Source organism: Actinoplanes sp. DH11 (genome assembly GCF_020873875.1).
Lineage (GTDB): Bacteria > Actinomycetota > Actinomycetes > Mycobacteriales > Micromonosporaceae > Actinoplanes.
Window position 1 is genome coordinate 98,375 of record NZ_JAHWGU010000025.1, and the last position, 24,193, is coordinate 122,567.

General features: G+C 71.8%; 26 protein-coding genes and 2 pseudogenes. 16 read left to right on the forward strand and 12 right to left on the reverse strand.

Annotated features, from left to right (window positions below):
* Nucleotides 1-31 precede the first annotated feature (31 nt).
* Complete coding sequence (locus LPA41_RS30365) at nt 32-937, forward strand: trypsin-like serine protease (RefSeq protein WP_229074458.1); 906 nt, start codon at nt 32-34, stop codon at nt 935-937.
* On the opposite strand, the gene LPA41_RS30370 is transcribed toward LPA41_RS30365, so the two are convergent.
* Together LPA41_RS30370 and LPA41_RS30375 are read right to left on the reverse strand one after the other, a co-directional pair.
* Nucleotides 925-3,003, reverse strand: coding sequence for a serine/threonine-protein kinase (locus tag LPA41_RS30370; protein WP_229074459.1), 2,079 nt, complete (start codon nt 3,001-3,003; stop codon nt 925-927). The genes LPA41_RS30365 and LPA41_RS30370 overlap by 13 nt on opposite strands.
* Before the next feature lie 78 nt (nt 3,004-3,081).
* The gene (locus tag LPA41_RS30375; protein WP_229074460.1) at nt 3,082-3,822 is read right to left on the reverse strand and encodes an MOSC domain-containing protein; all 741 of its coding nucleotides are present in this window, start codon (nt 3,820-3,822) and stop codon (nt 3,082-3,084) included.
* A gap of 97 nt (nt 3,823-3,919) precedes the next feature.
* On the opposite strand from LPA41_RS30375, the gene LPA41_RS30380 reads away from it, so the two are divergent.
* Nucleotides 3,920-4,774: an ATP-grasp domain-containing protein gene (locus tag LPA41_RS30380; RefSeq protein WP_229074461.1), complete on the forward strand. Its 855-nt coding sequence runs from the start codon at nt 3,920-3,922 to the stop codon at nt 4,772-4,774.
* 305 nt (nt 4,775-5,079) lie between these two features.
* Here the strand turns inward: LPA41_RS30380 and LPA41_RS30385 are convergent, their stop codons facing one another.
* The gene (locus LPA41_RS30385; protein ID WP_229074462.1) at nt 5,080-5,745 is read right to left on the reverse strand and encodes a DUF998 domain-containing protein; all 666 of its coding nucleotides are present in this window, start codon (nt 5,743-5,745) and stop codon (nt 5,080-5,082) included.
* 271 nt (nt 5,746-6,016) lie between these two features.
* On the opposite strand from LPA41_RS30385, the gene LPA41_RS30390 reads away from it, so the two are divergent.
* The 6 genes from LPA41_RS30390 (at nt 6,017) to LPA41_RS30415 (ending at nt 11,032) form a co-directional block, all read left to right on the forward strand.
* Nucleotides 6,017-6,955 (forward strand): hypothetical protein, encoded by a 939-nt coding sequence (locus LPA41_RS30390; protein WP_229074463.1) that lies wholly within the window; start codon nt 6,017-6,019, stop codon nt 6,953-6,955.
* A gap of 18 nt (nt 6,956-6,973) precedes the next feature.
* Nucleotides 6,974-7,471 carry a helix-turn-helix domain-containing protein gene (locus LPA41_RS30395; RefSeq protein ID WP_229074464.1) on the forward strand — a complete coding sequence of 166 codons (498 nt, stop codon included), beginning with the start codon at nt 6,974-6,976 and terminating at the stop codon, nt 7,469-7,471.
* Between the two features lie 52 nt (nt 7,472-7,523).
* Nucleotides 7,524-8,384, forward strand: a complete 861-nt coding sequence (locus LPA41_RS30400; RefSeq protein ID WP_229074465.1) for a M23 family metallopeptidase — start codon at nt 7,524-7,526, stop codon at nt 8,382-8,384.
* An 81-nt stretch (nt 8,385-8,465) separates the two neighbouring features.
* Nucleotides 8,466-8,849 (forward strand): SPW repeat protein, encoded by a 384-nt coding sequence (locus tag LPA41_RS30405; RefSeq protein WP_229074466.1) that lies wholly within the window; start codon nt 8,466-8,468, stop codon nt 8,847-8,849.
* Nucleotides 8,850-9,046: 197 nt separating this feature from the next.
* A complete protein-coding gene (locus LPA41_RS30410) occupies nt 9,047-10,069 on the forward strand; it encodes a zinc-dependent alcohol dehydrogenase family protein (protein WP_229074467.1) in 1,023 nt (340 codons plus the stop codon).
* 69 nt (nt 10,070-10,138) lie between these two features.
* Complete coding sequence (locus LPA41_RS30415; protein WP_229074468.1) at nt 10,139-11,032, forward strand: helix-turn-helix domain-containing protein; 894 nt, start codon at nt 10,139-10,141, stop codon at nt 11,030-11,032.
* 85 nt (nt 11,033-11,117) lie between these two features.
* Here the strand turns inward: LPA41_RS30415 and LPA41_RS30420 are convergent, their stop codons facing one another.
* The gene (locus LPA41_RS30420) at nt 11,118-11,357 is read right to left on the reverse strand and encodes a hypothetical protein (protein WP_229074469.1); all 240 of its coding nucleotides are present in this window, start codon (nt 11,355-11,357) and stop codon (nt 11,118-11,120) included.
* A 130-nt stretch (nt 11,358-11,487) separates the two neighbouring features.
* Between LPA41_RS30420 and LPA41_RS30425 the strand changes: the two genes are divergently transcribed.
* The 4 genes and pseudogenes from LPA41_RS30425 to LPA41_RS30435 all read left to right on the forward strand — a co-directional run bounded on the left by LPA41_RS30425 (nt 11,488) and on the right by LPA41_RS30435 (nt 14,202).
* The gene (locus LPA41_RS30425) at nt 11,488-11,922 is read left to right on the forward strand and encodes a VOC family protein (protein WP_229074470.1); all 435 of its coding nucleotides are present in this window, start codon (nt 11,488-11,490) and stop codon (nt 11,920-11,922) included.
* Between the two features lie 38 nt (nt 11,923-11,960).
* Nucleotides 11,961-12,410, forward strand: a pseudogene (locus LPA41_RS43355) (2-phosphosulfolactate phosphatase); the annotation flags it as partial.
* 307 nt (nt 12,411-12,717) lie between these two features.
* On the forward strand, nt 12,718-13,065 hold the full coding sequence (locus LPA41_RS30430) for a YciI family protein (RefSeq protein WP_229074471.1): 348 nt from the start codon (nt 12,718-12,720) through the stop codon (nt 13,063-13,065).
* 2 nt (nt 13,066-13,067) lie between these two features.
* Nucleotides 13,068-14,202, forward strand: a pseudogene (locus LPA41_RS30435) (RNA polymerase sigma factor).
* Nucleotides 14,203-14,270: 68 nt separating this feature from the next.
* On the opposite strand, the gene LPA41_RS30440 reads toward LPA41_RS30435, so the two are convergent.
* Nucleotides 14,271-15,752, reverse strand: a complete 1,482-nt coding sequence (locus LPA41_RS30440) for a gluconokinase (RefSeq protein ID WP_229074472.1) — start codon at nt 15,750-15,752, stop codon at nt 14,271-14,273.
* A 162-nt stretch (nt 15,753-15,914) separates the two neighbouring features.
* Between LPA41_RS30440 and LPA41_RS30445 the strand changes: the two genes are divergently transcribed.
* Entirely contained in the window at nt 15,915-16,682 is a 768-nt protein-coding gene (locus tag LPA41_RS30445) for a DUF2071 domain-containing protein (RefSeq protein ID WP_229074473.1), read from the forward strand.
* 41 nt (nt 16,683-16,723) lie between these two features.
* Here LPA41_RS30445 and LPA41_RS30450 read toward each other — a convergent pair whose 3' ends face one another.
* Genes LPA41_RS30450 through LPA41_RS30460 form a run of 3 tightly spaced genes read right to left on the reverse strand, consistent with a single transcriptional unit; the run spans nt 16,724 to nt 18,477 of the window.
* On the reverse strand, nt 16,724-17,572 hold the full coding sequence (locus LPA41_RS30450) for a hypothetical protein (RefSeq protein ID WP_229074474.1): 849 nt from the start codon (nt 17,570-17,572) through the stop codon (nt 16,724-16,726).
* A complete protein-coding gene (locus LPA41_RS30455) occupies nt 17,569-17,928 on the reverse strand; it encodes a PadR family transcriptional regulator (RefSeq protein ID WP_229074475.1) in 360 nt (119 codons plus the stop codon). The genes LPA41_RS30450 and LPA41_RS30455 overlap by 4 nt, the downstream gene beginning before the upstream one ends.
* 36 nt (nt 17,929-17,964) lie before the next feature.
* The gene (locus LPA41_RS30460) at nt 17,965-18,477 is read right to left on the reverse strand and encodes a pyridoxamine 5'-phosphate oxidase family protein (RefSeq protein ID WP_229074476.1); all 513 of its coding nucleotides are present in this window, start codon (nt 18,475-18,477) and stop codon (nt 17,965-17,967) included.
* 33 nt (nt 18,478-18,510) lie between these two features.
* Here LPA41_RS30460 and LPA41_RS30465 point away from each other — a divergent pair, with 33 nt between their 5' ends.
* Nucleotides 18,511-18,717, forward strand: a complete 207-nt coding sequence (locus LPA41_RS30465; protein WP_229074477.1) for a hypothetical protein — start codon at nt 18,511-18,513, stop codon at nt 18,715-18,717.
* Between the two features lie 37 nt (nt 18,718-18,754).
* On the opposite strand, the gene LPA41_RS30470 is transcribed toward LPA41_RS30465, so the two are convergent.
* Complete coding sequence (locus tag LPA41_RS30470) at nt 18,755-19,687, reverse strand: SDR family NAD(P)-dependent oxidoreductase (RefSeq protein ID WP_229074478.1); 933 nt, start codon at nt 19,685-19,687, stop codon at nt 18,755-18,757.
* Nucleotides 19,688-19,772: 85 nt separating this feature from the next.
* Here LPA41_RS30470 and LPA41_RS30475 point away from each other — a divergent pair, with 85 nt between their 5' ends.
* Entirely contained in the window at nt 19,773-20,342 is a 570-nt protein-coding gene (locus LPA41_RS30475; RefSeq protein ID WP_229074479.1) for a TetR/AcrR family transcriptional regulator, read from the forward strand.
* Nucleotides 20,343-20,381: 39 nt separating this feature from the next.
* Here LPA41_RS30475 and LPA41_RS42780 read toward each other — a convergent pair whose 3' ends face one another.
* Both LPA41_RS42780 and LPA41_RS30485 read right to left on the reverse strand, forming a co-directional pair.
* Entirely contained in the window at nt 20,382-21,008 is a 627-nt protein-coding gene (locus LPA41_RS42780; protein WP_229074480.1) for an HAD family phosphatase, read from the reverse strand.
* A gap of 138 nt (nt 21,009-21,146) precedes the next feature.
* Nucleotides 21,147-22,784: a carboxylesterase/lipase family protein gene (locus LPA41_RS30485; protein ID WP_229074481.1), complete on the reverse strand. Its 1,638-nt coding sequence runs from the start codon at nt 22,782-22,784 to the stop codon at nt 21,147-21,149.
* A gap of 126 nt (nt 22,785-22,910) precedes the next feature.
* Between LPA41_RS30485 and LPA41_RS42180 the strand changes: the two genes are divergently transcribed.
* Nucleotides 22,911-23,483 carry a TetR/AcrR family transcriptional regulator gene (locus LPA41_RS42180; RefSeq protein WP_255690642.1) on the forward strand — a complete coding sequence of 191 codons (573 nt, stop codon included), beginning with the start codon at nt 22,911-22,913 and terminating at the stop codon, nt 23,481-23,483.
* On the opposite strand, the gene LPA41_RS30495 is transcribed toward LPA41_RS42180, so the two are convergent.
* On the reverse strand, nt 23,476-24,138 hold the full coding sequence (locus tag LPA41_RS30495; protein WP_229074482.1) for an HAD family phosphatase: 663 nt from the start codon (nt 24,136-24,138) through the stop codon (nt 23,476-23,478). The genes LPA41_RS42180 and LPA41_RS30495 overlap by 8 nt on opposite strands.
* Nucleotides 24,139-24,193 lie beyond the last annotated feature (55 nt).

A 24,193-nucleotide genomic window follows, 5' to 3' on the forward strand; every position in this document is an offset into this window, starting at 1 on the left:
CCGGACGACCCGGTGCGCATCATCGTCTGCCATGTACGGCTTCATCAGGAACCTGCTCGTCGTCCTCGTCGTCTGCGCCGCGGCCGTGCCCCTCGCGGCTCGGCCGGCCGCCGCTATCGCGCACGGCGAGGACGCACCGCACCGCGCCTACCGCTTCTCGGCGCTGCTCACCATGACCGGCCTGCCCGCCGACGGCGGCGGCACCCGGGACAGCTGGTGCTCCGGCGCCCTGATCGCCCCGCGCTGGGTGATCACTGCCGGACACTGTTTCCGCGACGCCGGCGGCCAACGGGTGGACCGTACCGTCGCGGACCGTACTGTCGCCGTCGTCGGGCGCTCCGAGCCGGACGGCATCGGCGGGCAGGAGGCCGAGGTCGTCGCGGTGCATCAGGCCGAGTACGCCGACGTGGCCCTGGCCGAGCTCGGCACCGCCATCACCGATGTCACGCCGATCCCGATCACCGGCGAGGCGCCGCGGGCCGGCGAGGTGCTGCGGCTGACCGGTTTCGGACTGACCACCGGCGACGGTACGCGGCCGCCGGCCCGCTTGCAGACCGGCACGTTCACCGTCGCCGCGGTCGGTGACACCCTCGTCGAGACGGCCGGGCTGACGCCCCGGGCGGACACCAGCCCGTGCCCGCACGACTCCGGTGGCCCGTACTTCCGGGAGGGGCCCGGCGGCGCGGTCTCCCTCGTCGCCGTGGTCAGTTCCGGACCCAGCTGCCCGCACACCGGCGCCGACCTCAGTGCCCGCGTCGACACCCTGGCCGGCTGGGCCGCCGACACCATGGCGCAGGCGCCGGACGGGCCGGTGCGGCCGTCGACGAAGGGTGTCAGCGTCGTGCTGGTCCTGCTGACGGCCGCGGTCCTGACACCGGTCCTGCTGCTGCGGGCCCGCTGGCGGCGTGGCGCCACCGCCGTACGTCAGGGGGTGTAGACCTCGGCGAGCGCGGTGACCGTGCCGTCGGCGGTCGTCACCCTGGCCAGGCCGCCGTTGCCGAGCCGTTCGGCGAACTCGGTGGCGCCGATCCGGCAGGTGCCGACCGCGACCGGGTCGTCGGCGCAGCGCTCCGGGTCGTCGAACGTGCTGGTCAGCTTCGGGTTCGCCGAGGTCGGCAGGGTGATCGACATCCGGCTGTCCTCGGTCAGCCAGGCCTGCTCGCAGGGCGTGTCCGCCGAGGATTCCAGCCGGAACGCCGCACAGTACTCGTCACCGGTCATGAACAGCACCGGTTCCACGACAACCGATCGTGACTGCGGGTGGTACGCCCGGACCTTCACGATCGACGTGGTGTCGCCGGTGCGCACGTCGGTGAACGGGGGCAGCACCGCGGCGGCCGACGGGGTGACGTCCTGGATCGGCCTGATCTCGGCGTTGGCGACGACCGCGCGGGACTCCACGTCGATCGCGGCCGGGTCGGCGGGGCCGACACCGAAGGCCACCTTGCCAGCCAGCAGGCTCGGATCGGTCAGCGCCGCATCGAGGACGGCCGTGCCGTCCACCAGCACCGACGCGACCTCGCCCCGCACGTCCAGCACCACCCGCCGCCGCTGACCGGGCGCGAACAGGGTGGACTCCACCGCGCCGAGCGTGACCGTCTGCACCGCGCCCTGGTGCCGGATCCGGACGGTCCGCGGGCACAGGTCCAGCCAGTAGGCGTGGTCGCCGGCCGATCGGAAACGGACCTCGGCGCAGGAGTCGGCGCTGCCGACCGTCACGTCGGCGGAGATCGACTGGTCACCGGCGAAGGTCTCGGCGGTGCCCGGGCAGATCAGCGAGAAGTTGGTCGTCGTCATGACCAGGCCGTCCTCAAACGAGCACCGCCCGCCGGCCGCGTCGGTCGTGGCCCGCCACTGCCCGCGCCGGTCGAGGGCGTCCACCACCCACGGCCCGCGTACCGCGCCCGGCACCGGCAGGGCGGCCCGCGCGACGGTGACCCCGGGATCCGTCGCGGTCACGTCACCGGTGTTCCGGCTGTACAGCCCGGCCGCCGCCATGAGCACCGTCGCCGCGGCGGTGACGGCGACGACCGTACGCCTGCGTCGCCGGCGTCGTGGCACCTCCGCGACCGGCAGACCCGGGCGCCGGCTGCCGCCGGAGGCGTGCCGCCCGGAGAGCTGAGCCGCCTCGGCGGCCTGCCGCAGCCGCGGATCGAGCGTCGGCGGGTGGCTGAGCGCGTGCGGGTCGGTGTTCTGGGCGAGCAGCAGGTTGAGCAGCTCGTGCGCGGTGGGCCGCTCCTCCGGGTCCTTGGCCAGGGCGAGCGCCACCAGATCGGCCAGCGGCCCGGTGAGGCCGGTCAGGTCCGGCGGCTGCGTCAGGATCCGGGCGGCGGTGGCGACCGGCGAATCGGCCCGGAACGGGGTACGGCCGGTGCCCGCGTACGCGATCACGGCGCCCCACGCGAACACGTCGGCGGCCGGGGTGATGTCGCGGTGCACGCCGTCGAACCGTTCCGGCGCCATGTACGCCACCGTGCCCACCATCTGGTCGGGATGGGTGTGCTGGCTGGTCACCTCCAGGGCCCGGGCGATCCCGAAGTCGATCACCTTGGGCCCGCCGAGGGCGAACAGCACGTTGCGCGGCTTGAGATCGCGGTGGATCACCCCGGCGCCGTGGATCGCGGTCAGCGCGGTCGCCACCCCGACGGCGACACTGTGCAACCGGCTGTCGGCCAGCGGGCCCTCACCGGTCACCACCTCGTCCAGGCTGGGGCCGTCGACGTACTCCACCACCAGGTACGGCGTACGGTGCTCGGGGTCCGCGTCGAGCACCGCGGCGGTGCAGAACGGCGGCACCTGCCGGGCCCGTTTCACCTCGCTGCGGAACCGCCCCCGGAACTCCTCCTCGTGCGCGTACTCCGGCTTGATGATCTTGACCGCGACCAGCGCCCCGTCCGCGCGCCGGCCCAGGAAGACCGAGCCCATGCCGCCCTCACCGAGCCGAGCCAGCAACTCGTAACCGCCCAGCGAACGCGGATCACCGGGGCGCAGCGGGCTCTTCATCGGTCAACCCATCGACGTCGTCGGAACAGGACCGGCATACAGTACGCAAGCCGATCACTCCCGGCGGCAACGGGCCGTTCACGCCCACGAGCAGACGTCGCCGGTCGCGACCCGGCCCTGGCGTTCCACGACGGCCATCACGCCGAAGGTCATCCCGTGGTGCTCGGCGAGGGCCTTCAGCAGATCGTTGCGGCCGGCGGCCCCGTCCTGCGCCATGTCGATCATCACGCAGCGGGTGAGCGGGCGGACCACCCGGAGCACGACCTCCGCACCGACCCGCACCAGGCGCCCGACCCAGCCGTCCTCCACGAAGCCGCTGCCCGCCACATCGATCAGCAGGTTGGCCCGGAACCGCAGCGGATCGATCCCCGCACCGCCCTGACCGCCCGCTTCGCCCGCGCCGCCCGCACCGCCCGCTTCGCCACCGCTGAGCGCGGTCAGGGCGCGCATCGAAGCAGTCGTCAGCAGGCTGACCGGTCCTTCGTCATGATGCGGAACCGCGGATTCCGGGGCGAGGGTCACCGTGCGACCGAGCACCGCACCGACCGCCCGGTGCCCGGCGGCATCGTCGGCGGCGAAGCGGCGGCCGTCGGGCAACTCCACGACGGGGGCCCGCTCCGCCGCGTACGCCCGGAAGTCGAACAGGCCCGGCATCCGCCGGAAGCGGCGGGTGTTCTTGCCGCTGCCGAACTTGCCGTCCGGGTCGCGCACCGCCCACAACCGGTCGCCGGCCAGGCCACGCGGCCCGACGTCAGCCGCCGGCACCACCTCGCCGAGCATCGACTTCACTGGATAACGACGGATCTCCGCGAGCCTCACCAGCCGACCCTAGGAGACCTCGGCAACCGTGGCTTGAACGCGCCCGCCACAATCAACCCCCGGAAGCGAGATCACGAGAGGCCTGCCAACGATCATGATGCTGCTGGTACCGGCGGACGTGCTGCACCCGCGGCGCATAGACGAGCACTTCGCGGCGGAGGCGGACGCGGCTCGGGCGGCCGGTCACGCCGTCGCCCTGGTCGACCACGACGCACTCGCCGCCGGCGAGGCCGACCGGGCGGTGGCCCGGGTGCGGGGCGACGCGACCACGGCGGTCTATCGCGGCTGGATGCTGACCTCGGCGGCGTACGCGGGGCTCGCCGCCGCCCTCGCCCCGCGCGGCATCACCCTGCGCACCGGCGCGAAGCAGTACCGGCAGGCGCACGAACTGCCCGGCTGGTACGACGCGCTCGCCGCCGTCACGCCCGCGACCACGTGGACGGCCGGCGACGACGAGCAGGCGTTCCACGACGCGTGCCGCCGGCTGGGCGCGGGGGCGGCCGTGATCCGCGACTACACGAAATCGATGAAGCACTACTGGCACGAGGCCGCCTTCATCCCCGACCTCGCGGACCAGGCGCGCGCCTGGCAGGTGGCGAGGCGGCTGCGGGAGTTGCGCGGCGAGGACTTCACCGGCGGGTACGTGCTGCGCCGCTTCGAAAACTTCACCGGCGCCGAGGTCCGCACCTGGTGGGTCGGCGGCGTCTGCCGGCTCCGGACCGCACACCCCGACACCCCGGACGCGGCGCCACCGCACGACGCCGACGTACCCGGTCTCGACGCTGCCGTGGCCGGCCTCGCCCTCCCCTTCGTCACCGTCGACCTGTCCCGGCGCGCCGACGGCACGTGGCGGGTGATCGAACTGGGCGACGGCCAGGTCAGCGACCGCCCGGCCACCACACCGGCCACCACCCTGATCGACGCACTGCTCTCCCCCGCCCATCCCCGCTGAACCCGTGCCGAGCCCGGCGCCGACCTGCCGGTCCCGGCGTGGACCTGCCGGCCCCGGCGCCGACCGCTCACCTGCCGAGCCCGGCGCCGACCCTCCGGCCCTGACGTCGACCGCGCACGCGCCCGCCGTACCGCCGCCGCCCGCCTGCTGGTCCCGGCACCGCCCACCCCCGACAGCCGGACCCGCACGCCACAGCGTGGCTCGCGCGCCCTTGTTGATCTGCTAGCGATGCGAAATCGCGGTGAAGACCCCATGATCACCGCGATTTCGCATCGCTGGCAGATCAACACGTGGAGGCCTGTACGTCAGTGCTGCGGGCGACCGTCGCGGGAGCCGAGCGCAGGGCCGGGCCGCCGTTCCGCGCCAAGGGGGCGCGCACGGACCCGCAGGGACAACACGACCACGAGCGGCCAGAGGGATTCGGCGGCGATGACGATGCGTTCGGCGAGGCCGAACGGTCCGCCGGTCAGCGCGGTGACGCCCATCCCGGCCAGCAGCACGAACAGCTCCACGGCCGCAACGGCCGAGGTGGGCCGCCGCAGCGCCCCGGCAGTCCCGGGGCCGAACGCCGACGGCCGCAGCGCCCCGGCGCTCGCAGGGCCGAACGCCGGCCACGCGGCGAGCGCGACGAAGCAGGCCACCGCGGCGATCGAATGGCCCGCCGGGGTGCCGGCACCGGAGATCGGGAACGCCGCCACCGCCAGCAGCGCCATCCCACCGAGGCCGAGCAGCAGCCGGCCAGGCCGGGCAGCCTCGGTGAGAGCGGCGGCGGTGGTCAGGTAGGCGAGGGCTGCGCCGGCGAAGCCGACCGTCATGATCGCCGGGGTGGCGGCGTCGGTGGCGGCGAGTGCGCTCACCGGGTCGGTGATCGGGTCGAACCCGGGCGGCTGCCGGGACTCGGCGAGCAACCAGCCACCGATCAGCAGCAACGGTGCCGCGGCTGAGGAGAGCAGCAGAAGCGGCGTACGCATGTGATCGATGCTCTCAGAAGTCGCACTGCCCGCCTCGTGGGCAGTTCCCAGCCCGATCATGTCGTACCCGAGCACTATGGTGACGAGACGCTGACGGGGATCCTGGTGCCGGGCCGCGGCTACACGACGCAGGCGCCACTTCTCGACCTGGCCGACGCCGCGCTGACCACCCGGGGGCGACGATGGTCGTGCGCAACGGGCTACTTCGGTCGACGACCGGTAGACCTCCGGCCCCAGCGACGAGGTCCTGGGCCGCCCTAACGTCACCGACGTGAGCCGACATCGTCCGAACCGCGTTCGCCGCGCGGTGCCCGTACTCGCGTTGATCTTCCTTGCTCCGTGGGTGGGTGAGTTCCTGCTCGGCAACCTTTCGGTGCGGACGCTGCCGCTCATCGCGTTCCTGATGCCGCTGTACGGCGGCGGCGCCCTCCTCATCCGCGAGGTGGTCCGCCGGACCGGCCGGAGTTACCCGGCCATGCTGGTGCTGGGTGCCGCCTACGGCATCGCGGAGGCCGGCCTGGTCGATCTGTCCATGTTCAACCCGCCGCTGGCGTCGCAGGGGTTCGACCTGGTCAGCACGGTGTCGTTCGTCGTCGGCCACGCGGTGTGGAGCATCACGGTGCCGATCGCCGTCGCCGAGTTCCTGGCCGGGCCCCGGCGGACCGTGCCGTGGCTGCGCGGCCGGGGCCTGGCGGTCACGGCGTCGGCCTACCTGGCGGGCTGCGCGCTGATCTTCTCCGACGCGTACGCCTCAGCGCCGGTACGCCCCTCCCCCGCACAGGTGACCACCGTGCTGCTGGTGATCGTGCTGGTCGTGGCCTGGGGGCTGCTGGCACCGCCGCGGGTGCACCCGGGTACCGGCCCGGCGCCGCGCCCGCTGTGGCTGGGGTTCGGCACGTTCGTGGCGGCGAGCGCCTTCGTCGCGCGGCCGGAGACGACGTTCGGGCTGGTCCTGGGTGGGTGTGTGCTGATCGCGGCGTGGATCCTGTTGCGGCGGTGGTCGCAGGCCCCGGGCTGGGGTCTCTGGCACGGCTTCGCGCTGGTGGCCGGAGTCCTGCCGGTCTACGCCTGGCTGGGGTTCGTGCTCACCGGGTTGCTGGAGCCGGGCGACGGTGTGCGGTGGGCGGGCAACGTCGCGTTCGCGCTGCTGGCTGCCGGCCTGCTGCTGGTGACGGCGCGCGCCGTACGCCGGCATTACGTTTCCACGTAATTACGATATGCTCGAAGCGTGAGTGACACCGACCGTCTCGCCGCGCTCGAACAACGGGTGGCCGCGCTCGAGCAGGCCCTCCAGACCCCGGAGCGTGCGACGACCCCCGACGCGGACACGTTCTGGGCGCTCGAAGGCCTCACCTCCCGCGTCGACGACCCCGGAGCCGTCATGATCACCGGCCATGTGACCTTGCCGGACGGCCGTGCGGCACGGTGGCAGGAGGGCGCCGGCACCGCGGACCTGCTCGACGGCGACTGGTCGCAGCACGTCGCCGCCCTGGCCGCGCTCGCCCACCCGGCCCGGATCCGCCTGCTGCAGGAGGTGCTGCGCGGCGCGGCCACGGCGAACGACCTGATCCGCCTCGACGGCATGGGCACCAGCGGGCAGGTCTACCACCACCTGCGTCAACTGGTCGCCGCAGGCTGGTTGCACAGCCTCGGCGGCGGCCGCTACGAGGTACCAGCCGCCCGCGTGGTCCCCCTGCTCACCACCCTCCTCGGCGCCCGCCGATGAGCGCCGCCCGCCACACACCCCCCGGATGCCCGCCGTTGAACGGAGTTCGCCGATGAAACGTGCCATCGCCCGCTGGCAGACCTGGTGGCTGCGCCTGTTCGTGTTCCTCGTGATCGCTCTGCTGGTGCTGCCGGTCCCCAAGCCGTGGGATCTGCTGCTCATGGCCGTACCCCTGGCCCTCTACCTTGTCCGCCCACCACGCAGCGACAACCCACCGGTCGACCTGGCCCCGCCCGTCCGGGGCCGCTGGGTGGCGCTCAACAGCCCGGGCACGGCGGTGCCCAGCCACGGCGTCAAGGCATACGGCCAGATGTACGCCGTCGACCTCCTCCAACCCTCCCCGGACGCCCCCGCCACCGTCGGCTGGTCGTTACGCACCCGCAGCCCGGAGAGCTACGCCTGTTTCGGTGCCCCCGTCCTGGCCATGGCCGCCGGCACGGTGGTGCGCGCGACCGACCGGCAACGCGACCACCGCAGCCGCGACACCTGGCCGACGCTGCTGTGGATGATGATCGTCGAAGCGTTCGCCCGGGAACTGGCCGGCACCGACCGCATCCTCGGCAACCACGTCATCGTCCGGCACGACGACGGAACCTTCGCGGCGTACGCCCACGTGCGCCAAGGGTCCGCAACGGTACGCCCCGGCGACCAGGTCACCGCCGGACAACAGCTGGCAGCGGTAGGCAACACCGGAAACACCTCCGAACCGCACCTGCACGTACAACTCATGGACCATGGGATCCCGACCGCAGCCGCCGGCCTCCCGATGCGCTGGCCCACCGTGACCACCGACGGCGAGAGCACCGACCCGCGCTGGTCCACCGGCGAGCCGAAGCCCACCGCACTCGCCGGGTTCCCACCCAACGGCCAGCTCTTCCGCACCACCTCCCTGACCGAACACCGCACCGACTGACTCCGAACTGTCACGGGTCCGTACCGCGACCACCACACCGCCGAGCAACGGTGGGATGTCCTCAACTGACGGGAGGACAGCATGTACTCGGACGTCGCCAAGGAAAGCCGTGCGGAGAAGTTCGCGCAGAGACCCAGCCTGTTCGTAGCCCTGGCCGGACTCTGGCTCCTCGCCGCACCGATGCTGCTCGGCCACCGCGAAGCCGGCGCGCCGCCCGCCGTGGTCAACGACATCGCCGTCGGGCTGCTGCTGCTCGTGCTGGCGACGATCCGCGTCGCCCGGCCCGGCCGCGCTCGCGTGTTGAGCCTGGTGAACGTACTGCTCGGCTTCTGGCTGCTCGTCGCCCCCTTCCGCCTGGGTTACGGAACGGTCCTGCCCGCCACGCTCAACGACCTCGTGGTCGGCCTGATCGTCATCATGCTGGCCGCGCTCTGCTGGTTCACCGACCGGCGTCCACCCCCGTGAGGCAACGGGCGGACTGTCTGCACCTCATGAACGACACGCCGTTCAGGCACAGCCAGGAATGGGGGGTTCTGTCGTGCCCTCCCAGCACCCCTGGTCACCGGCGTTTGATTGAGGCCAGAAGGTGCGGGAACAGCCGCGCTTTCGACATACGCCGGAGGCGCCGCCAGCGCCACAACGCACAGCAAGGAGTTCCGCGCATGCGTGGGGTAGTGATGTACAAGGCCGGTGACGTACGGGTCGAGGAGCGCGAGGACCCGAAGATCATTGCGCCCACCGACGCGGTCGTGCGGCTGACCGCCACCTGTATCTGCGGGTCGGACCTGTGGCCGTATCGCGGTGTCGAGCCCGCTGACCATCAGGTGATGGGTCACGAGTACGTCGGCGTGGTCGAGGAGGTCGGCTCCGCGGTCAGGACCGTCAAGGCCGGTGACTTCGTCGTCGGTACGTTCGTCGTCGCCGACGGCACGTGCGAGATCTGTCGTGCCGGATATCCGTCGCAGTGTGTGAACCGTGAGTTCGTGTCGCAGACAATCGGCACGCAAGCCGACAGAGCGCGGATCCCGTACGCGGACGGCACGCTGGTGGCCACGCCGGGGCATCCGGAGCCGGAGTTGGTCCCCTCACTGCTGGCGGCATCCGACGTGCTGGGCACCGGCTGGTTCGGTGCGCTGGCCGCCGAGGTCGGGCCGGGCAAGACCGTGGCGGTTGTCGGCGATGGAGCGGTCGGGCTGATGGCGGTGCTCGCCGCCAAGCAGCTCGGCGCGCAGCGGATCATCGCGATGTCGCGTCACCCGCAGCGGCAGAAGCTGGCGCTGGAGTACGGCGCGACGCACATCGTCACCGAGCGCGGTGACGATGGGGTGGCCCGGATCAAGGAGCTCACCGGTGGGCTCGGCGCGCATTCGGTCGTCGAGGCCGTGGGTACACAGGAATCGACGATGCAGGCGATCGGCGCCACCCGGCCGGCCGGGCATCTGGGCATCGTCGGTGTCAATTACGAGGTCACCATTCCCGGTACCGCGCTGTTCTTCCCCGGCATCCACGTGCACGGTGGTCCCGCTCCGGTGCGCCGGCTGCTGCCCGAGCTGATCCAGCTCATCTGGGACCGCAAGATCGACCCAGGCAAGGTGTTCGACCTGAGCCTGCCGCTCGAGCAGGCCGCGGAGGGTTACCGGGCGATGGACGATCGCCGCGCCACCAAGGTCCTGCTGACCCTCTGACCATGCATGCCGCCGTGCGGGAAGCTATCGACCCTTCCACCCGCGGGCGCCGGACTGAACGTGGGAGCCATGAGTAGCAAAGACGATGTGCGGGAGTTTCTGATCTCGCGGCGGGCTCACGTGACACCGCAACAGGCGGGCCTGCCCGACTACGGCGGCGAACGGCGGGTGCCGGGCCTGCGCCGCGAGGAGGTCGCCCAGCTCGCCGGCGTGAGCCTCGACTACTACACCCGCCTGGAACGCGGCAACATCCGCGGCGCGTCGGAAAGCGTGCTCAACGCGATCGCCCGGGCACTACAGCTCACCGACGTCGAGCGCGAGTACCTGTTCGGCCTGGCCCGCACCGGCCCGGCAAGGCCGGCGACACCCGCCGTTAAGCCGGCCGCGCGCCCGGTCCGGGCCTCGGTCCAGCGGGTACTGGACAACACAGTGGTGCCGGCTGTCGTCTACAACGCCCAGCAGGACTTCGTAGCCGCGAATCTGATGGGCCGGGCACTGTTCGCACCGCACTTCGAAGCCGAGCAGCCGAACATGGCCCGGTTCATCTTCCTCGACCCGCGAGCGCACGACTTCTACGCCGACTGGGCGCTGGCGCGGAAAATGACCGCTGCGATGCTACGCCTGCAAGCCGGCCGCGACCCCCTCAACAACGCGCTCACCGAACTCGTCGGAGAACTGTCGATGCGCAGCCCGCAGTTCCGCAAGGACTGGGCCGACCGCGACGTGCACGAGCACCGCACCGGAACCAAGATCTACCGGCACCCCGCCGTCGGCGAGGTCGAGGTGACCTTCGACGTATTCGACATGCCGGGCGAACCGGGCCTGTCCATCTGCACCTACACGGTCGAGGAGACCTCCGACTCCGCCGAGAAGTTCGCCCTGCTGGCGAGTTGGGCCGCCACGCAAGAATTCGGCCACACCGCCACTGATCGTCGCGCTGCTCGCGCCACGGATCGCGAATGAGGTTCCCACCACGCAACGCCGCCGAGCGCTCGGACTGATCGGCGCCACCGGCGCCGCGAGCGCCGGCTATGCCCGGCCGAGGAGATCAACGCACGTGCGGCGAGGACGGCGAGGCCGGGGTGGGCTGCCACCGCTCGGCCTCCGTGATGAGGCCGTCGAGAGCGTCCCTGGTTTCGGTGAGTTCGCGGATCTGGGCGTCGATGTGTTCACGGGCCGTCAGCAGGCGGCCCCGGGTGGCGTCGATGTCGAGGGCCCCGTCGGAGCACGGCGGCGGCCGAGGATCTGGGTGCTGCTCAGGCCGGCGGCGACCGTCCCACCCCGTCATGATCTCCCCCATCACCGTGTCGATGAGCCGTCAGCGACCGTTGTCGATGAGGCTAGGCGAGGGGTACGACATTCGCCGTGCACGTGCGTCGCTGCGCGGGCCGCCACCGAGGCGCGTCTAAGGTGGAGCGATGGCGTCGGTCAAAGAGTTTCAGGTCACCTTCGATTGCGCCCAGCCGGGACGCGTCGCCCGTTTCTGGTGTGCGGTGCTGGGTTATGTGCCACCGCCCGTCCCGGAGGGTTACGCCACGTGGGACGAGTACGACAACGCCCAGCCGGAGGAGAAGCGGGACTCCTGGTTCGCCTGTTCCGATCCGAACGGGGTCGGCCCGCGGCTGTACTTCCAGCGCGTACCCGAAGGAAAGGTCGCCAAGAACCGCCTCCACCTGGACGTGCGGATCGGCCGGGGACTGGTCGGTGCGGAGCGGCTGGCCGCCCTCGAAGCCGAATGCGCCCGGCTGGTCGCCCTCGGCGCGACACGCGGGAAGCTGCTGCTCGCCGACGAGGAGAACGAGTCCTGCCTCAACATGCAGGACGTCGAGGGCAACGAGTTCTGCCTGGACTGAGCGGGCACGGAACGGGAGCGACAGTGTCGATCGTCGGGATGGACGCCGCGATCCCGCCGGGCCGGGTCGTTGTCGTCATCGATGTCGTCCGGGCCTTCACCACGGCCGCGGTCGCCTTCGAGCGCGGGGCGGCACGGCTGGACTGCGCGCCGTCGCTCGACGTCGGCCGCGACCTGCGGCGACGGCACCCGGACCGGCTTCTCGTGGGGGAATCCGGTGGGATCAAACCTGCGGATTTCGACTTCGGGAACTCGCCGGCCGACCTGTCGGCGGCCCCGCTCGACGGCCGCGAACTGATCCTGGCGACCTCGAACGGCACGCTCGGGCTCGCCCGATGTCCCGACCCGGTGGCGTTGCTCGCGGTGTCCGCACGCAACGTCGGCGCCACGGCCCGCTGGATCAGCCGTCACCACCCCGGCGTCCCGTGGACCCTGCTCCGCACCGGGCACACCACCGAGGACCTGGCCTGCGCGAAACACCTCGGCGGCCTGCTCGACGGGTCAGCGCCGGACCCGGCCGAACTGGTCGCCGGCATCGCAATCGGGGCCGCCGAGCTGGCTCGCGGCTTCGCGCGACTGCCCCGTCCGAACGCGTCGACCTGTCCCAGGATCTCCCCTTCTGCCGTGACGTCGACGGGTCGGCTTTCGCCATGGTCGGCGAGGTTCGCGGGGACCACGTCGCCCTCACCAAGGTGCCATGCTGATGTTCGCGACATCTTTTCCGGGCCGGTTGTCGATTTTCCGGTTCGCCGTTCGTCCCACTGCGACGGATCACCTGACGCATCAGGGAGTGGCGATGAAGTACATCATGCTCATCTACCAAGGCGCGGCACTCGAACGGCAGGCCCAACTCCCCGCCGACGAGCAGAAACAGATCTACGCCGATTACCAGGCGGTCAATCGGACTCCGGGCGTCACTCCGATGCCACCGATGGGTCTGGCGGAGAACGCGACAACGGTACGCGTCGAGGGCGGCCGGACATTGACGACGGACGGCCCGTTCGCCGGGATGAAGGAAGCTGTCGGCGGTGCCTTCGTCCTCGAGGCCGACGACCTGGACGCGGCCATCGAGGTGGCCGCGCGCGTCCCGGCAGCACGGTACGGCGGTGCCGTCGAGATCCGGCCCTCCGAGGTGTACTGGTAGCGATGCTGGACGAGGTCTTCCGCAACGAGTGGGGCCGCGTCCTGGCGATTCTGATCGGCGCAGGAGGCGTTCGCCGTTGCCGCCGACCATTGGGGGCGACATGGCGTACCGGCACATCCGCGCGCCTGGCTCGTCACGACGGCACGCAACCGCGCCACCGACCGGATCCGCCGCGAACGGGCCCTCGCGGCCAAGACCGCCCTGCTCGCGGCCACCCAGGACGCCGAGGTACCGGCGGGGACCGGGTTCCCCGACGAGCGGCTGGAGCTGATCTTCACCTGCTGCCACCCGGCGCTCGCCGTGGAGTCCCAGGTCGCGCTCACTCTGCGTACTCTCGGTGGGTTGACCACCGACGAGATCGCGCGTGCCTTCCTGGTGCCCGAACCCACCATGGCGCAGCGCCTGGTGCGGGCCAAACGCAAGATCAAAGCGGCCGGGATCCCGTTCCGCGTGCCGCCGGAGCACCTGCTTCCCGACCGTCTCGACGCCGTGCTCACCGTCGTCTACCTGATCTTCAACGAGGGGTACGGTGGCCGCGCCGAACTGGCAGCCGAGGCGATCCGGCTGGGCGGCGCGCTGGCCGAGCTGCTGCCCGGCGAACCCGAGGTCCGCGGCCTGCTGGCTCTGATGCTGTTGCACGACTCCCGCAGCGAGACCCGGTTCCGGAACGGCGAACTGGTCCTGCTCGGTGATCAGGATCGGTCCCGCTGGAACACCGCGCAGATCGCTCGGGGGCGCACCGAACTCGACCGGGCGATCGCTCTCGGGGGTCGCGGGCCCTACGTCCTGCAGGCCGCGATCGCCTCGCTGCACGCCGCGACGCCGTGCGACTGGGCGCAGATCGCGGCCCTGTACGGCGAACTCGCCCGACTGACCGCCTCGCCGGTCGTCGAACTGAACCGCGCCATCGCCGTCGCCGAGACCGACGGACCGGAGGCCGGCCTGCGTATCGTCGACGGGCTCGGCCTGGACGACTTCCGCTACCTGCACGCCACCCGGGCCGAGCTGCTGCGCCGGCTCGGCCGCACCGCAGAGGCCCGCGACGCCTACCACCGCGCGCGGCAACTCACCGACGACGGCCCCGAACGCCGCTTCCTCGACCGCCGCCTGACGGAACTGGCAGCAGGCTCTCCCTGACGCCGGTCAGAAACGTCTCCCGCTCTTCGATCACCGCGCGGATGAGGGACAGCCGGGACGCCGCGGTGTCAGCCGCGCACCAGCGCGTCGTACACCTTCGCGAACTGCTCGCGCCGCGCCGCGTAGTGCTCGACGTACGCGGGCCGCGGCTCGAAGACGGCCCCGACCGCCCGGGGTGCGCGCGGCACGTCCGGTGCCAGCACGTCCAGGGCGAGCAGGGCCGTGCCCCGCTGCGTGGCGCGGCGCCGGGTCACGTGGGTGACGGGCCGCCCGAGGACGTCGGCCAGCACCTGCAACCACTCGGGCTGGTCGTTGCTGACCCGGCCCGCGGCCGCGACCTCCAGGATCTGCGGGGCCGCCGGGTGCAGTTCGTCGGCGACGCGGGCGTAGGTCATCGCCACGCCCTCGATGATGCCGCGGAACAGGGTGTCGGCGTCGGTGGCCGCGGAGACCCCACCGAGTACGGCGCGGGCCCCGCCCACCCAGCCCGGCGCCCGTTCCCCGGTGAGGTACGGCAGCACGAGCGGGGTGCCGTCGCTGGGCGGCGCGGTCAGCGCGGCCGCGAGGGCCGGGCTCAGCCGCAACGTGCTCTGCGCCCAGCTGACGGCACGGCCGACGTCGTTGATCGCCCCGCCGAGCAGGGTTCGCCCGGCGTCGACCCGGTAGTTCCACAGGCCGAACGGCAGCGGATCGGCGGGGCCGTCGAGCAGCACCCGCAGCGCACCACTGGTGGCTGTCGCGGCGGTGAGCACGGTGGCGTCGGCCGCCCCGGAGCCGATGTTGCTGGCGAAGCCGTCGGTGATCACCGGGAACCACACGGCCCGGGTGAGCGCCGGCCGGCGCGCCGGGGTCGCCGCGGGTTCCGGAGCGGTCATGTCCCGTGGCGGGGTGAACTGGTCGGGGCCGACGCCGGCGGCGGCGAGCAGTTCGGTGTCGAGTTCGCCGGTGCGCCGGTCCAGCAGGCCGGTCCAGGCGACCGTGGACGTGCCGGCGAGCGGGCGGCCGATCAGCTTGGCCAGCACGTACTCTCCCAGCGACCACCAGTGGGCCGCCCCCGCGACGACGCGCGGAGCCGTGGCCGCGAGCCAGCGCAGGCGCGGCGCGTGGTAGCTGGTGTGCAGCCGGGTTCCGGTGCGCTGCTGGACCGCGGCCTCGTCGAGTTCGTCGCGCAGGGCCGTGACCACGCCGGAGCTGCGCGAGTCGGCGTACGTCAGGCACGGGGTGAGCGCGCGCCCGGCCGCGTCGACGGCGATCAGCGAGGCGGCGAAGGTGTCCATCGCGACACCGGCGATGCGGGTGCCCAGGCGCGGGTCCGCGGTCACCGCGTCGAGGACCTGCTCGACCTCCGCGGTGACCTGGTCGGGGTCGATGACCGAGGTGCCGTCGGGTGCGACCAGGAACGCGTGCGGCACCTTGTGGGCGAGGCCGCGCACCCGCCGGCCGGAGGCGTCGTGCACGCCGCCGCGGGTGGCGGTGGAGCCGATGTCCAGTGCGAGGACCAGCGGATCCAGCGCCGCGTCCAGGGCGACCTCGTCGTCGTTCCGGGTCATCGCAGTCCTCGTCGTCGGCAGCGTGGCTCTGCCGCGACCTTAACCGAGCCCGGTCCGCGGCGCCCGCCGACACGAGCCGGGCAGTCCGGGCTTGAGCGGTCGATCAAGACGTCGTACGCTGATTTTGAGCGACCGCTCAATTCACGGACGGAAGGCGTTCCCATGGGGTCTCCCCGGCTGGCGAGCGTCGTCGAACGCCGCCTCCTCGTGAACTACCGGACCGATCCGGAGATCACTGCCCGGCTGGTACCGGCGCCGCTGCGCCCGCAAGTCGTCGACGGGTGGGCGGTGTCCGGCATCTGCCTGATCCGCTTGCGCGGCGTCCGTCCCGCCCGGCCGGGAGCCCGCGGCGGCGCTGCTGCCGGCTGGGTCGGGCCGAGCAGCGAGAACGCCGCGCACCGCATCGCGGTCGAATGGGACACCCCGGACGGCGTCGCGACGGGCGTCTACATCCCGCGCCGCGACACCGGCTCCCGGCTCAACGCGTGGGCCGGCGGCCGGCTCTTCCCCGGATGGCACCACCGCAGCGACTTCCGGGTGCGGGACGACGCGGACGGGCTGCGGGTCGCGGTCGGCGACCCGGACGACGGGGTACGCGTCGACGTACACGCCCGCACCGCCACCACCCTGTCCGGCAGTCACCTGTTCCCCGGCATCGACCAAGCGTCGGCGTTCTTCCGGCACGGCGCCACCGGCTTCTCCACCACTCCCGACCCGGCCCGCCTCGACGGCGTGCGGCTGCACACCGGCCACTGGCAGGTCACACCCATGACACTGGTCTCGGTGCGGTCCACCTTCTTCGACGACCCGGTCCGGTTCCCGCCCGGATCCGCCGTCCCCGACTGCGCGCTCCTCATGCGCGACGTCCCCGCCACCTGGATCCCGCTGCCGCCGATGCCGGTGCGACCCGTCCCCGCCACGACTCGATGACGGGTCGTCATCGCCGGCGGTTCCAGCACGCGCCCCGCCCGTCAAGCCGTCGGGCGCGCGGAATGACTCCGGCGGAAGGCCCGCGGCAGGCGATGCTCGAAGAGCACGGCGAATGTCGCTCCCCCGGCGAACAGCGCCGCGAGCGTCAGCAGCGTGGGTCCCGGCGGCAGGAGCCGGTCGCCCCCGCGCAGTTCGCCGGCCATGTTTCCCACTACGAGCAGCACACCGGCGAGGAAGCAACCGAGAAAGACGACGTGGCTGAGCCGGTAACGCTGTTCGCGGCTGTCGAACGTCTCCGCGTACTCCGGTGCCGGTCCGAACTCGGCCGCCGGCGCCGATCCGCTCGCCCGCGCCAGGTCGTGCACGTCGGCCAGGATCCGGGTCACCTCCGGCTCGGGCAGGTGCCGCAGCCGCAGGTGGAAGGCCAGCGACCGGTAGTAACCGCCGAGCTCCTTCTCCGGCGTCGCGGCAACCGGCGCAGGTGACGGGTCGGACGGTGCGGGGACGGCGGCCCTGGTGAAGTCGCGGGGCAGGCGGTGGTCGAGCGCGTACCGGCCGAGCTCCCCCGCCGCCAGCACCGCCACCCACACCCCGAGCACCACCCACCACGGCAGCAGCGTCTGCCCACCGTGCCGGCGCAGCTCGATGTTGAGGATCACGAAGCCACCAGCGGCCAGGCGTACGCCCCAGATCGCCCAGCGGCTCAGCGGCCAGCGCACCCCGCCCCGGCCGAACGTCGCGGCGTAGGACTCGGTGGGACCGAACTCGTCGAGCGGCGCCCGCGCCGACGCGGCCGAGAGGTCCCGGACCTCGCTCAGGATCCGCACGATCCGGGTCTCGGACAGGCCGCGCCCCCGCAGGTGGTAGGCGAGCCGGCGGTAATACCTCATCGCTCTCCTTTCGCGCCGTGCGCGGCCACCCCGGCCACGGCGGTCATGACGACCTCGTGCAGTGCCGACCAGTCCTGGCTCAGGGCGGCCAGATCGCGCCGGCCGGCCTCGGTGATGGAGAAGACCTTGCGCGGTGGACCGCCGCTGTCCGGTTCCCACCGGTGCTCGACGCGCCCGAGCTCCTCCTGCCGGGCCAGCAGGGGGTAGAGGGTGCTGCCCCGCAACGAACCCAGCCCGAGTGCTTGCAGGCTCTGGAGCAGCACGTATCCATGGGCGGGCCCGCGCCGCAGGACGGAGAGGACGACCAGGGGCAGCGCGGCCCGGATCCAGTCACTGGGCCATCGCTCACCGTCCATACCTAGAACGTAACACGAACTAGTACGGGAGACGACCTACCGCGGTGACCGCTTCCAGAACTGGCGGGCGGCGTACCCTTCGCGCCGCAGCCAGTGCTCGGTGTAGACGATCCGGTCCGCCTCGACGACGACCAGGGTGTCGCGGGGTGGTTCGGCGAGCGGCCGGCCCCGTTCGGCGTGCTCGTTCTCCCAGCGGAACGCGGGCCAGTACCGTTCCCGCTCCGGATGCTCCGGCGGCAGCACCCGGGCCTCGCCGAACAGCTGGGCACCCCGGCTGCTGGCCAGCCCGGTCAACGGGGCGAAGACACCCACCGAAACCCGTGGATCGGCGGCGATGTTGCGCATCTTCGGTGACCGCGGCGCGGCCGTGAACATCACCGCGAACCCGAGGGCGTAGTAGCGCACCGGGGTCGCCAGCGGCCCGTCCGGTCCGGCGGTGGCCAGCACGCACATGTTCTGCGTGGACAGCAGGTTGAGGATGCGCTCAGCCAGCCGCTCGCGCGGCAGCCGGTCCTGCGGCATCGGGTCGGCGAGCCAGGGATTCGTCATCGCGACATGGTCGCAAGAGGACGGCGGCGGCTCGTGCCCCGTGTCACTGCGGCCCGCCATGGGTTGCGGTACGGCCAGTACGGGCGCAATCCGCGTACGGAGATGGACGAGCTCGACCTGCTCATCATGCGCGACCACTACCACGAGTTCATCGGCCCGCACCGCACCCACCCCGGCCGCCATCCCCGGCTGACCTTCCCCCGCGAGAGCGCGACGGCGGCGCTCGCCGATCCCGCGTGAGCGCCGCCGCCCCACCGGGCCGCGCGGGTCGTCGGTGTCATCGCCGGTGCGCCGTCGTGGGCACGGCGAGGCCGGTGATCGCCTCGGACCGTGACCACAGTTGCCGGGCGAGACCGAGATCGGTGGCCGGGCCGGAGAGCTTGTCGAAGGTGGGCCGGGCGGGACCGAAGGGCCGGCCCGGCCCGATGTGGCGGCCGGTGGGGGCGGCGGGCTCGGTGGCGGCGTAAAGGATCGGGGTCACGGCTTCGTCGATGGGCCGGCGCAGGGCGAGCCCCAGCAGGGTGCCGACGACACGGTCCAGCGGCGGCGCCTCGCGGTCGAGGTGGGTCTTGGTCATGCCGGGATGAGCGAGCAGACTGCGCACCGGCGATCCGGCGTTGCGCAGCCGGCGGTCGAGTTCCAGGGCGAACAGGATGTTGGCGAGTTTGGACCGTGCGTAGGCGCGGCCGGGTGAGTAGCCGCGTTCGGCGGCGAGATCGTCGGGGTCGAGGCGGCCGATGCGGTAGAGGCCGGACCCGACTGTCACCACGACCGGATTGCGTCCCGCGCTCAGCTGCTCCAGCAGCAGGGCGGTCAGGGCGAAGTGGCCGAGATGATTGGTGGCCAGCTGACTTTCGACGCCTTGCGGGCTGAGCCGGCGCGGCACGTTGCCGATGCCGCCGTTGTTGATCAGCGCGTCGACGGTGACGGCGTCTGCGTGCAGACCCTCGGCGAACGACTGCACGGCGCCGAGGTCGAGCAGGTCCAGGCGACGGACCTGGAGCTCGGCCGCCGGGTGCTCGGCCATCACTTGATCACGAACGAGACCGCCCTTCGCGATGTCGCGAACCGCCATGATCACGCGGCCGCCGTGTGCGGCGAGATGGCGGGTGATCGCCACGCCGAGGCCGCTGCTGGCGCCGGTGACGACGAAGGTGCGCCCGGTCTGATCGTTGAGGTCGGTCAGGGTCCATTCTGCGGCGTGATGCATGAGCTCTCCCAGCACTAAGCGGATTACTTATCCGATTGAAGGGTAGCGAAAGCGGATTGTCAATCCGGTTAGGTAGAGTGACGAGGTGACTCCGCCGCTTCGCGCCGACGCCGCCCGCAACCGTGACCAACTGCTGGCGACGGCTCGCTCGGCGATGGCCGAGGGCGACATGTCTCTGCAGCTCAACGACATCGCCCGCCAGGCGGGGATGGGCGTCGGAACGGTCTATCGCCACTTCCCGACCCGCCGGGCTCTGGTCGAGGCGCTCGCTGACACCACCTTCACCACGCTGATCGAGGAGGCCGGCAACGCGAGCCGGCACAACGACGCCTGGACCGGAGTCGAGGTCTTGCTGCGCGCTCTGCTTCTGGGGCAGCTGACCGATCCCGCGTTCGCCGAAGTGGTCTCCAGCGGTCCGGACCAGGACGCTTCCACCCGGACAACCGGTCATCGGCAGGAATTCGGGGTGGCAGCTCACGCAGTACTGGAGCGTGCGCGGCAGTCCGGTGCCCTGCGTCCCGGCCTCACCGACGACGACCTGCACCACCTGGTGTGCGGCACCGCGTTCGCCCTGCGCATCGGTGACGAGCCGACCAAGCGGATCGATCGATACCTGCGGGTCCTGCTCGACGGCATCCGCGCCGAGCAGAGCTAGCCCTGTCGCGGGATCGCAGAACTCCTGGGGTGCGCCATCTCAGCGCAGGTGGGCGTCGATGTCGGCGATGGCCTGGGCGGTGTCGCCGAACAGGACGGCACGCATGCCGAACGCACGGGCACCGTCGACCAGAGCCGGCACGTTGTCGACGAACACGATCTCGTCAGGTTCGGCGTTCATGCGCCGGCATGTCAGCTGCCACAGCGCCGGGTCGGGCTTGCTGAGACCGGCCTCGTGGGAGTAGATGATGTCGTCGACGAGACCGCTGAAGGCGTACCGCTGCTCCTCCCGCTCCCGGGCCCCGACGAAGCTGTTGCTCAGGATCCCGGTGCGGTGCGCGGGCCGCAGCGTTCGCGCGTACTCCATGAGCCCGGTGTTGGCGACCCCCAAGTATTGCTGCCACATGTCGCTCATCACGGCCTCGACCTGGCCCGCGTCCCATCCCAGCCGTTGACACATCGCCTCGTGCACGGCGGCCTCGGTGACGCCGCCGATCCCCCCGGCCGCCCACACGTCGGCCATCGTCGCCTCGATCGTGCCGGTGGGCAGCCCGAGCCGCTGCTCCCAGCGCCGGTCGAAGTCCATCGGCTCCACCAGCGCCAGCACTCCCCCGACGTCGAACACCACCGCACGCACAGACCTGCCCTCGCTCTGCCGTTCGATCACTCTCCGCCCCTCACTTCTCGTCCCCGCTCTTGAGCCAAAGCACCAGCACCAGCACCAGTGCCGGTGCCGGTGCCGGTGCCGGTGCCGGTGCCGGTGCCGGTGCCGGATGTCATTCTTGGACCTCGGCGCCAGTCGCGGTCAGCGCAGTTTCCCCACCGTCGACCAGAACCCATATCGATGCCGGGCAGTGAAATCCGTCGGACCGATTCCGCTGCCGCCAACGTCGAGCGCCTGGATGGAGAGCCGGCCCGGAGTGGTGCCCCGCCATGGCGGTGAACCGGGCGCGGCCGGCACCCCTGTGCGAGCGAAGGCGGCCCAATAGCCGACCATGCGGCGGGCGAGCTGCTGCTGAGCCGCAGTGAGTGGCTCGGTGTTACGGACGTCGAACAGGTACGGCAGCTCAGCGGCGTGGTAGGCCCCCATCGGGTAGGGCTTGGCGAAGTCGCTGAACCAGGGTGCGTCGTCGTCGGCGAACTCGTAGGTGAAGGTAGGCACCCGGCGGCTGAGCTGGCGCGAGGTCTCCACGGTGGAGGCTGCGTGCTGGGCGTCGGTCAGCAGCGCGGCCAAGGCGTGACTGGCGGAGTCGTGGCGGTGCAGCGGATAGTGCCGCAGGACCCGCGCGGTATCAGCGCCGAACACCTGCCGGACCTCTGCCGGGTACTGCTCGGCCGGGACCGGTCCCCCGTATTTCGCGGTCTCGTAGCCCCAGACCTGCAGGCGCTGCTCGTCGCGGTTTATGCCGTGCAGCACGGGCACCCGGTTGATCCGTCCCGACGCGATGGCCCGGGCGGGCTCCACCGGAAGCAGGTCGCCGCCGACCACCGGGCCGAACGCCGAGCCCGCCGTGGCGGCGGCGGCGAGCAGTTTCGCCGGGGAGACGAGCTCCGGGTCGCGCAGCCGGGCGCCGGTCACGTCACCACCGAGGTCCAGCGCGGCGACGAACTGCTGGCCCTGCTCTTCGGCCCGGTGCCGGGATCGGGGCTCGTTGCCCGAACCGGCGCCCGCCGAGGCGGCGCTGACACACGGCGCACTCTGGATGATCGCCCGGTGGAACAACCCGGCCGAGGCCGGAGTGGCCAGGTGGGCGCAGACGCTTGTCCCGCCTGCGGACTCCCCGGCAAGAGTGACGTTGCCCGGGTCTCCGCCGAACGCCGTCGCGTTGCGCTGCACCCAGCGCAGGGCTGCCTGCTGATCGGCGAGGCCGAAGTTGCCCGACGCCCCACCGCGGTCGGCGTCGTCCAGCAGTGGATGGGCCAGGAAGCCCAGAGCGCCCAGCCGGTAGTTGACGGTCACGACCACCACGTCGCCCTGCGCGGCCAGCCGTCGTGCCGGGTAGAGGTGCCCTCCCCCGTCCTTGAAACTGCCACCGTGCAGCCACACGATCACCGGCCGCGGGCCGTGCGGCGACGCCGTGTGCGGCGTGGTGACGTTCAGGTACAGACAGTCCTCGGCCAGGCTGCTCGTGCCGAGGTGATCGCCCTGCTGAGCGCAGAGCGGGGCGGGCCGGGTGGCATCGAGCGGGCTCGTCCAGGGCGTGGCCGGACGCGGTGGCCGCCATCGCAGGTCACCGATCGGCGGTGCCGCATACGGAATGCCGGTGAAGGTCCGGGTCCCGTCAGTGGCCGCGCCGCTGACCGGCCCGGCGTCGGTTCTTATGAGGATCCTGTCGGGTGCCGCCCGGCCGCTCGCGGCATCGGCGCGAGCGGCGCACGCACCGGCGCCGAGTGCACCGATGAGCCCGAGGGCGACCAGGGCGGGTGGGAGGCGTCGATTCATCAGGCTCTCCTTCGCTGGTGATGAGACACACTGTAAAAGCGCCTTAGGCGTTTGCGCAATAGTCTGCCTTAGGCGATCGCCCAAACTTCGGGTAAGCTGACCGGCGTGGGAAACCGAGAAGCTCTGATGGCGGCGGCCAGACACTGTCTGTATGAGAAGGGCTATGCACGCACCACGCTGCGGGACATCACCAAGGCGGCCGGCGGCGTCAGCATGGCTGCGGTCGGCTATCACTTCGGATCCAAGGAAGCACTGCTCGACCAGGCGCTGGCGGACGCGTCCGCCGAGTGGGGACGAGCCCTCGGTGCGGCGCTCGCGGGTCTTGAGTTACCGCCCGACGCCACACCGCTGGAGCGCTTCGAGGCGGCCTGGAGTCAGATCATCGGATCGTTCGAGGATCACCGGCAGCTGTGGAGCGCGACGTTCGACGTGCTCGGACAGATCGACCATCAGCCGAAGGTGCGCGAATACCTGGCCGTCGGGCTGCAGGAGGCCCGTGACGGCATCGGGCGGCTCCTCGCCGGCCCGGACGAGACCGACCCCGCCGTGATCCGCGACATCGGCACTTTCCACCAGGCACTGCTCACCGGTGTGATGGCCCAGCAACTCATCGACCCGGAGAACGCCCCGACCGCCGCCGAGCTCACCCGGGCACTGTCGCGCGTCACGAGCAAGGGGGGCGCAGCGACGGTCAGCTGATTCCCACCGACGACATGGAATGCCATCCTCCGAGCAACGGCAGCACGGCTCTCAGATCCGATCCACCGGTCGACGCGTGGGCCACCGCGCGAGCCGCCGGTGTCGCGTTGAAGGCAACGGCCAATCCGACCTCGGCGAACAGCGGCAGGTCCGACCGGCTGTCACCGACGGCCGCGCAGCGACTCAGTTCCACACCCAGCCGGGCGGCCACACGCACCGCAAAGTCCCGTTTCCCCAGCTCGTCGAAGTGCTCGGCGACCGCCCCGGTGTACCGGCCGTCGACCACCTCCAGGCGAGGCCCGCATGATCGGTCGAAACCGAAGCGGTCGCACAGGTAGGCGCCCACGGGCTCCCACGCCAACGTGGCCAGCACGGGAACCAGCCCGTGCCCACGACACCAGTGAACGGTCTCGGCGATGCCGGTGACCAACGGCAACGACTCCAGGAGGCCACGCACGTCCGAAGGAGTCCGCGACGCCCATCCGCGAGCGTCGAGGACCGAGACCTCAGCATTGCTCAGCGTGCCCGCGGCATATCCGGCTTCGGCCCGCCGGACGGCCTCACCGTGGCCCAGCAGATCGGCCAGGTGTTGCCCGCTGCTGGTGTGCGGGACCAGCGTCCCGTCGACGTCGAAGAAGACCGCTCCCCGTGGCACGGCAGCAGACTACTGCTGCCGCGCCACGAGAAGCAGACGTCGGCGACCGAGGCAC

What these genes read in the sequence shown, in the direction of transcription:
- LPA41_RS30365 (WP_229074458.1), top strand. Translation starts at nt 32, where the DNA reads ATGTACGGCTTCATCAGGAACCTGCTCGTCGTCCTCGTCGTCTGCGCC.
- LPA41_RS30370 (WP_229074459.1), bottom strand. Translation starts at nt 3,003, where the DNA reads ATGAAGAGCCCGCTGCGCCCCGGTGATCCGCGTTCGCTGGGCGGTTAC.
- LPA41_RS30380 (WP_229074461.1), top strand. Translation starts at nt 3,920, where the DNA reads ATGCTGCTGGTACCGGCGGACGTGCTGCACCCGCGGCGCATAGACGAG.
- LPA41_RS30385 (WP_229074462.1), bottom strand. Translation starts at nt 5,745, where the DNA reads ATGCGTACGCCGCTTCTGCTGCTCTCCTCAGCCGCGGCACCGTTGCTG.
- LPA41_RS30400 (WP_229074465.1), top strand. Translation starts at nt 7,524, where the DNA reads ATGAAACGTGCCATCGCCCGCTGGCAGACCTGGTGGCTGCGCCTGTTC.
- LPA41_RS30405 (WP_229074466.1), top strand. Translation starts at nt 8,466, where the DNA reads ATGTACTCGGACGTCGCCAAGGAAAGCCGTGCGGAGAAGTTCGCGCAG.
- LPA41_RS30410 (WP_229074467.1), top strand. Translation starts at nt 9,047, where the DNA reads ATGCGTGGGGTAGTGATGTACAAGGCCGGTGACGTACGGGTCGAGGAG.
- LPA41_RS30415 (WP_229074468.1), top strand. Translation starts at nt 10,139, where the DNA reads ATGAGTAGCAAAGACGATGTGCGGGAGTTTCTGATCTCGCGGCGGGCT.
- LPA41_RS30420 (WP_229074469.1), bottom strand. Translation starts at nt 11,357, where the DNA reads ATGACGGGGTGGGACGGTCGCCGCCGGCCTGAGCAGCACCCAGATCCT.
- LPA41_RS30425 (WP_229074470.1), top strand. Translation starts at nt 11,488, where the DNA reads ATGGCGTCGGTCAAAGAGTTTCAGGTCACCTTCGATTGCGCCCAGCCG.
- LPA41_RS30430 (WP_229074471.1), top strand. Translation starts at nt 12,718, where the DNA reads ATGAAGTACATCATGCTCATCTACCAAGGCGCGGCACTCGAACGGCAG.
- LPA41_RS30440 (WP_229074472.1), bottom strand. Translation starts at nt 15,752, where the DNA reads ATGACCCGGAACGACGACGAGGTCGCCCTGGACGCGGCGCTGGATCCG.
- LPA41_RS30445 (WP_229074473.1), top strand. Translation starts at nt 15,915, where the DNA reads ATGGGGTCTCCCCGGCTGGCGAGCGTCGTCGAACGCCGCCTCCTCGTG.
- LPA41_RS30450 (WP_229074474.1), bottom strand. Translation starts at nt 17,572, where the DNA reads ATGAGGTATTACCGCCGGCTCGCCTACCACCTGCGGGGGCGCGGCCTG.
- LPA41_RS30455 (WP_229074475.1), bottom strand. Translation starts at nt 17,928, where the DNA reads ATGGACGGTGAGCGATGGCCCAGTGACTGGATCCGGGCCGCGCTGCCC.
- LPA41_RS30460 (WP_229074476.1), bottom strand. Translation starts at nt 18,477, where the DNA reads ATGACGAATCCCTGGCTCGCCGACCCGATGCCGCAGGACCGGCTGCCG.
- LPA41_RS30470 (WP_229074478.1), bottom strand. Translation starts at nt 19,687, where the DNA reads ATGCATCACGCCGCAGAATGGACCCTGACCGACCTCAACGATCAGACC.
- LPA41_RS30485 (WP_229074481.1), bottom strand. Translation starts at nt 22,784, where the DNA reads ATGAATCGACGCCTCCCACCCGCCCTGGTCGCCCTCGGGCTCATCGGT.
- LPA41_RS42180 (WP_255690642.1), top strand. Translation starts at nt 22,911, where the DNA reads ATGGCGGCGGCCAGACACTGTCTGTATGAGAAGGGCTATGCACGCACC.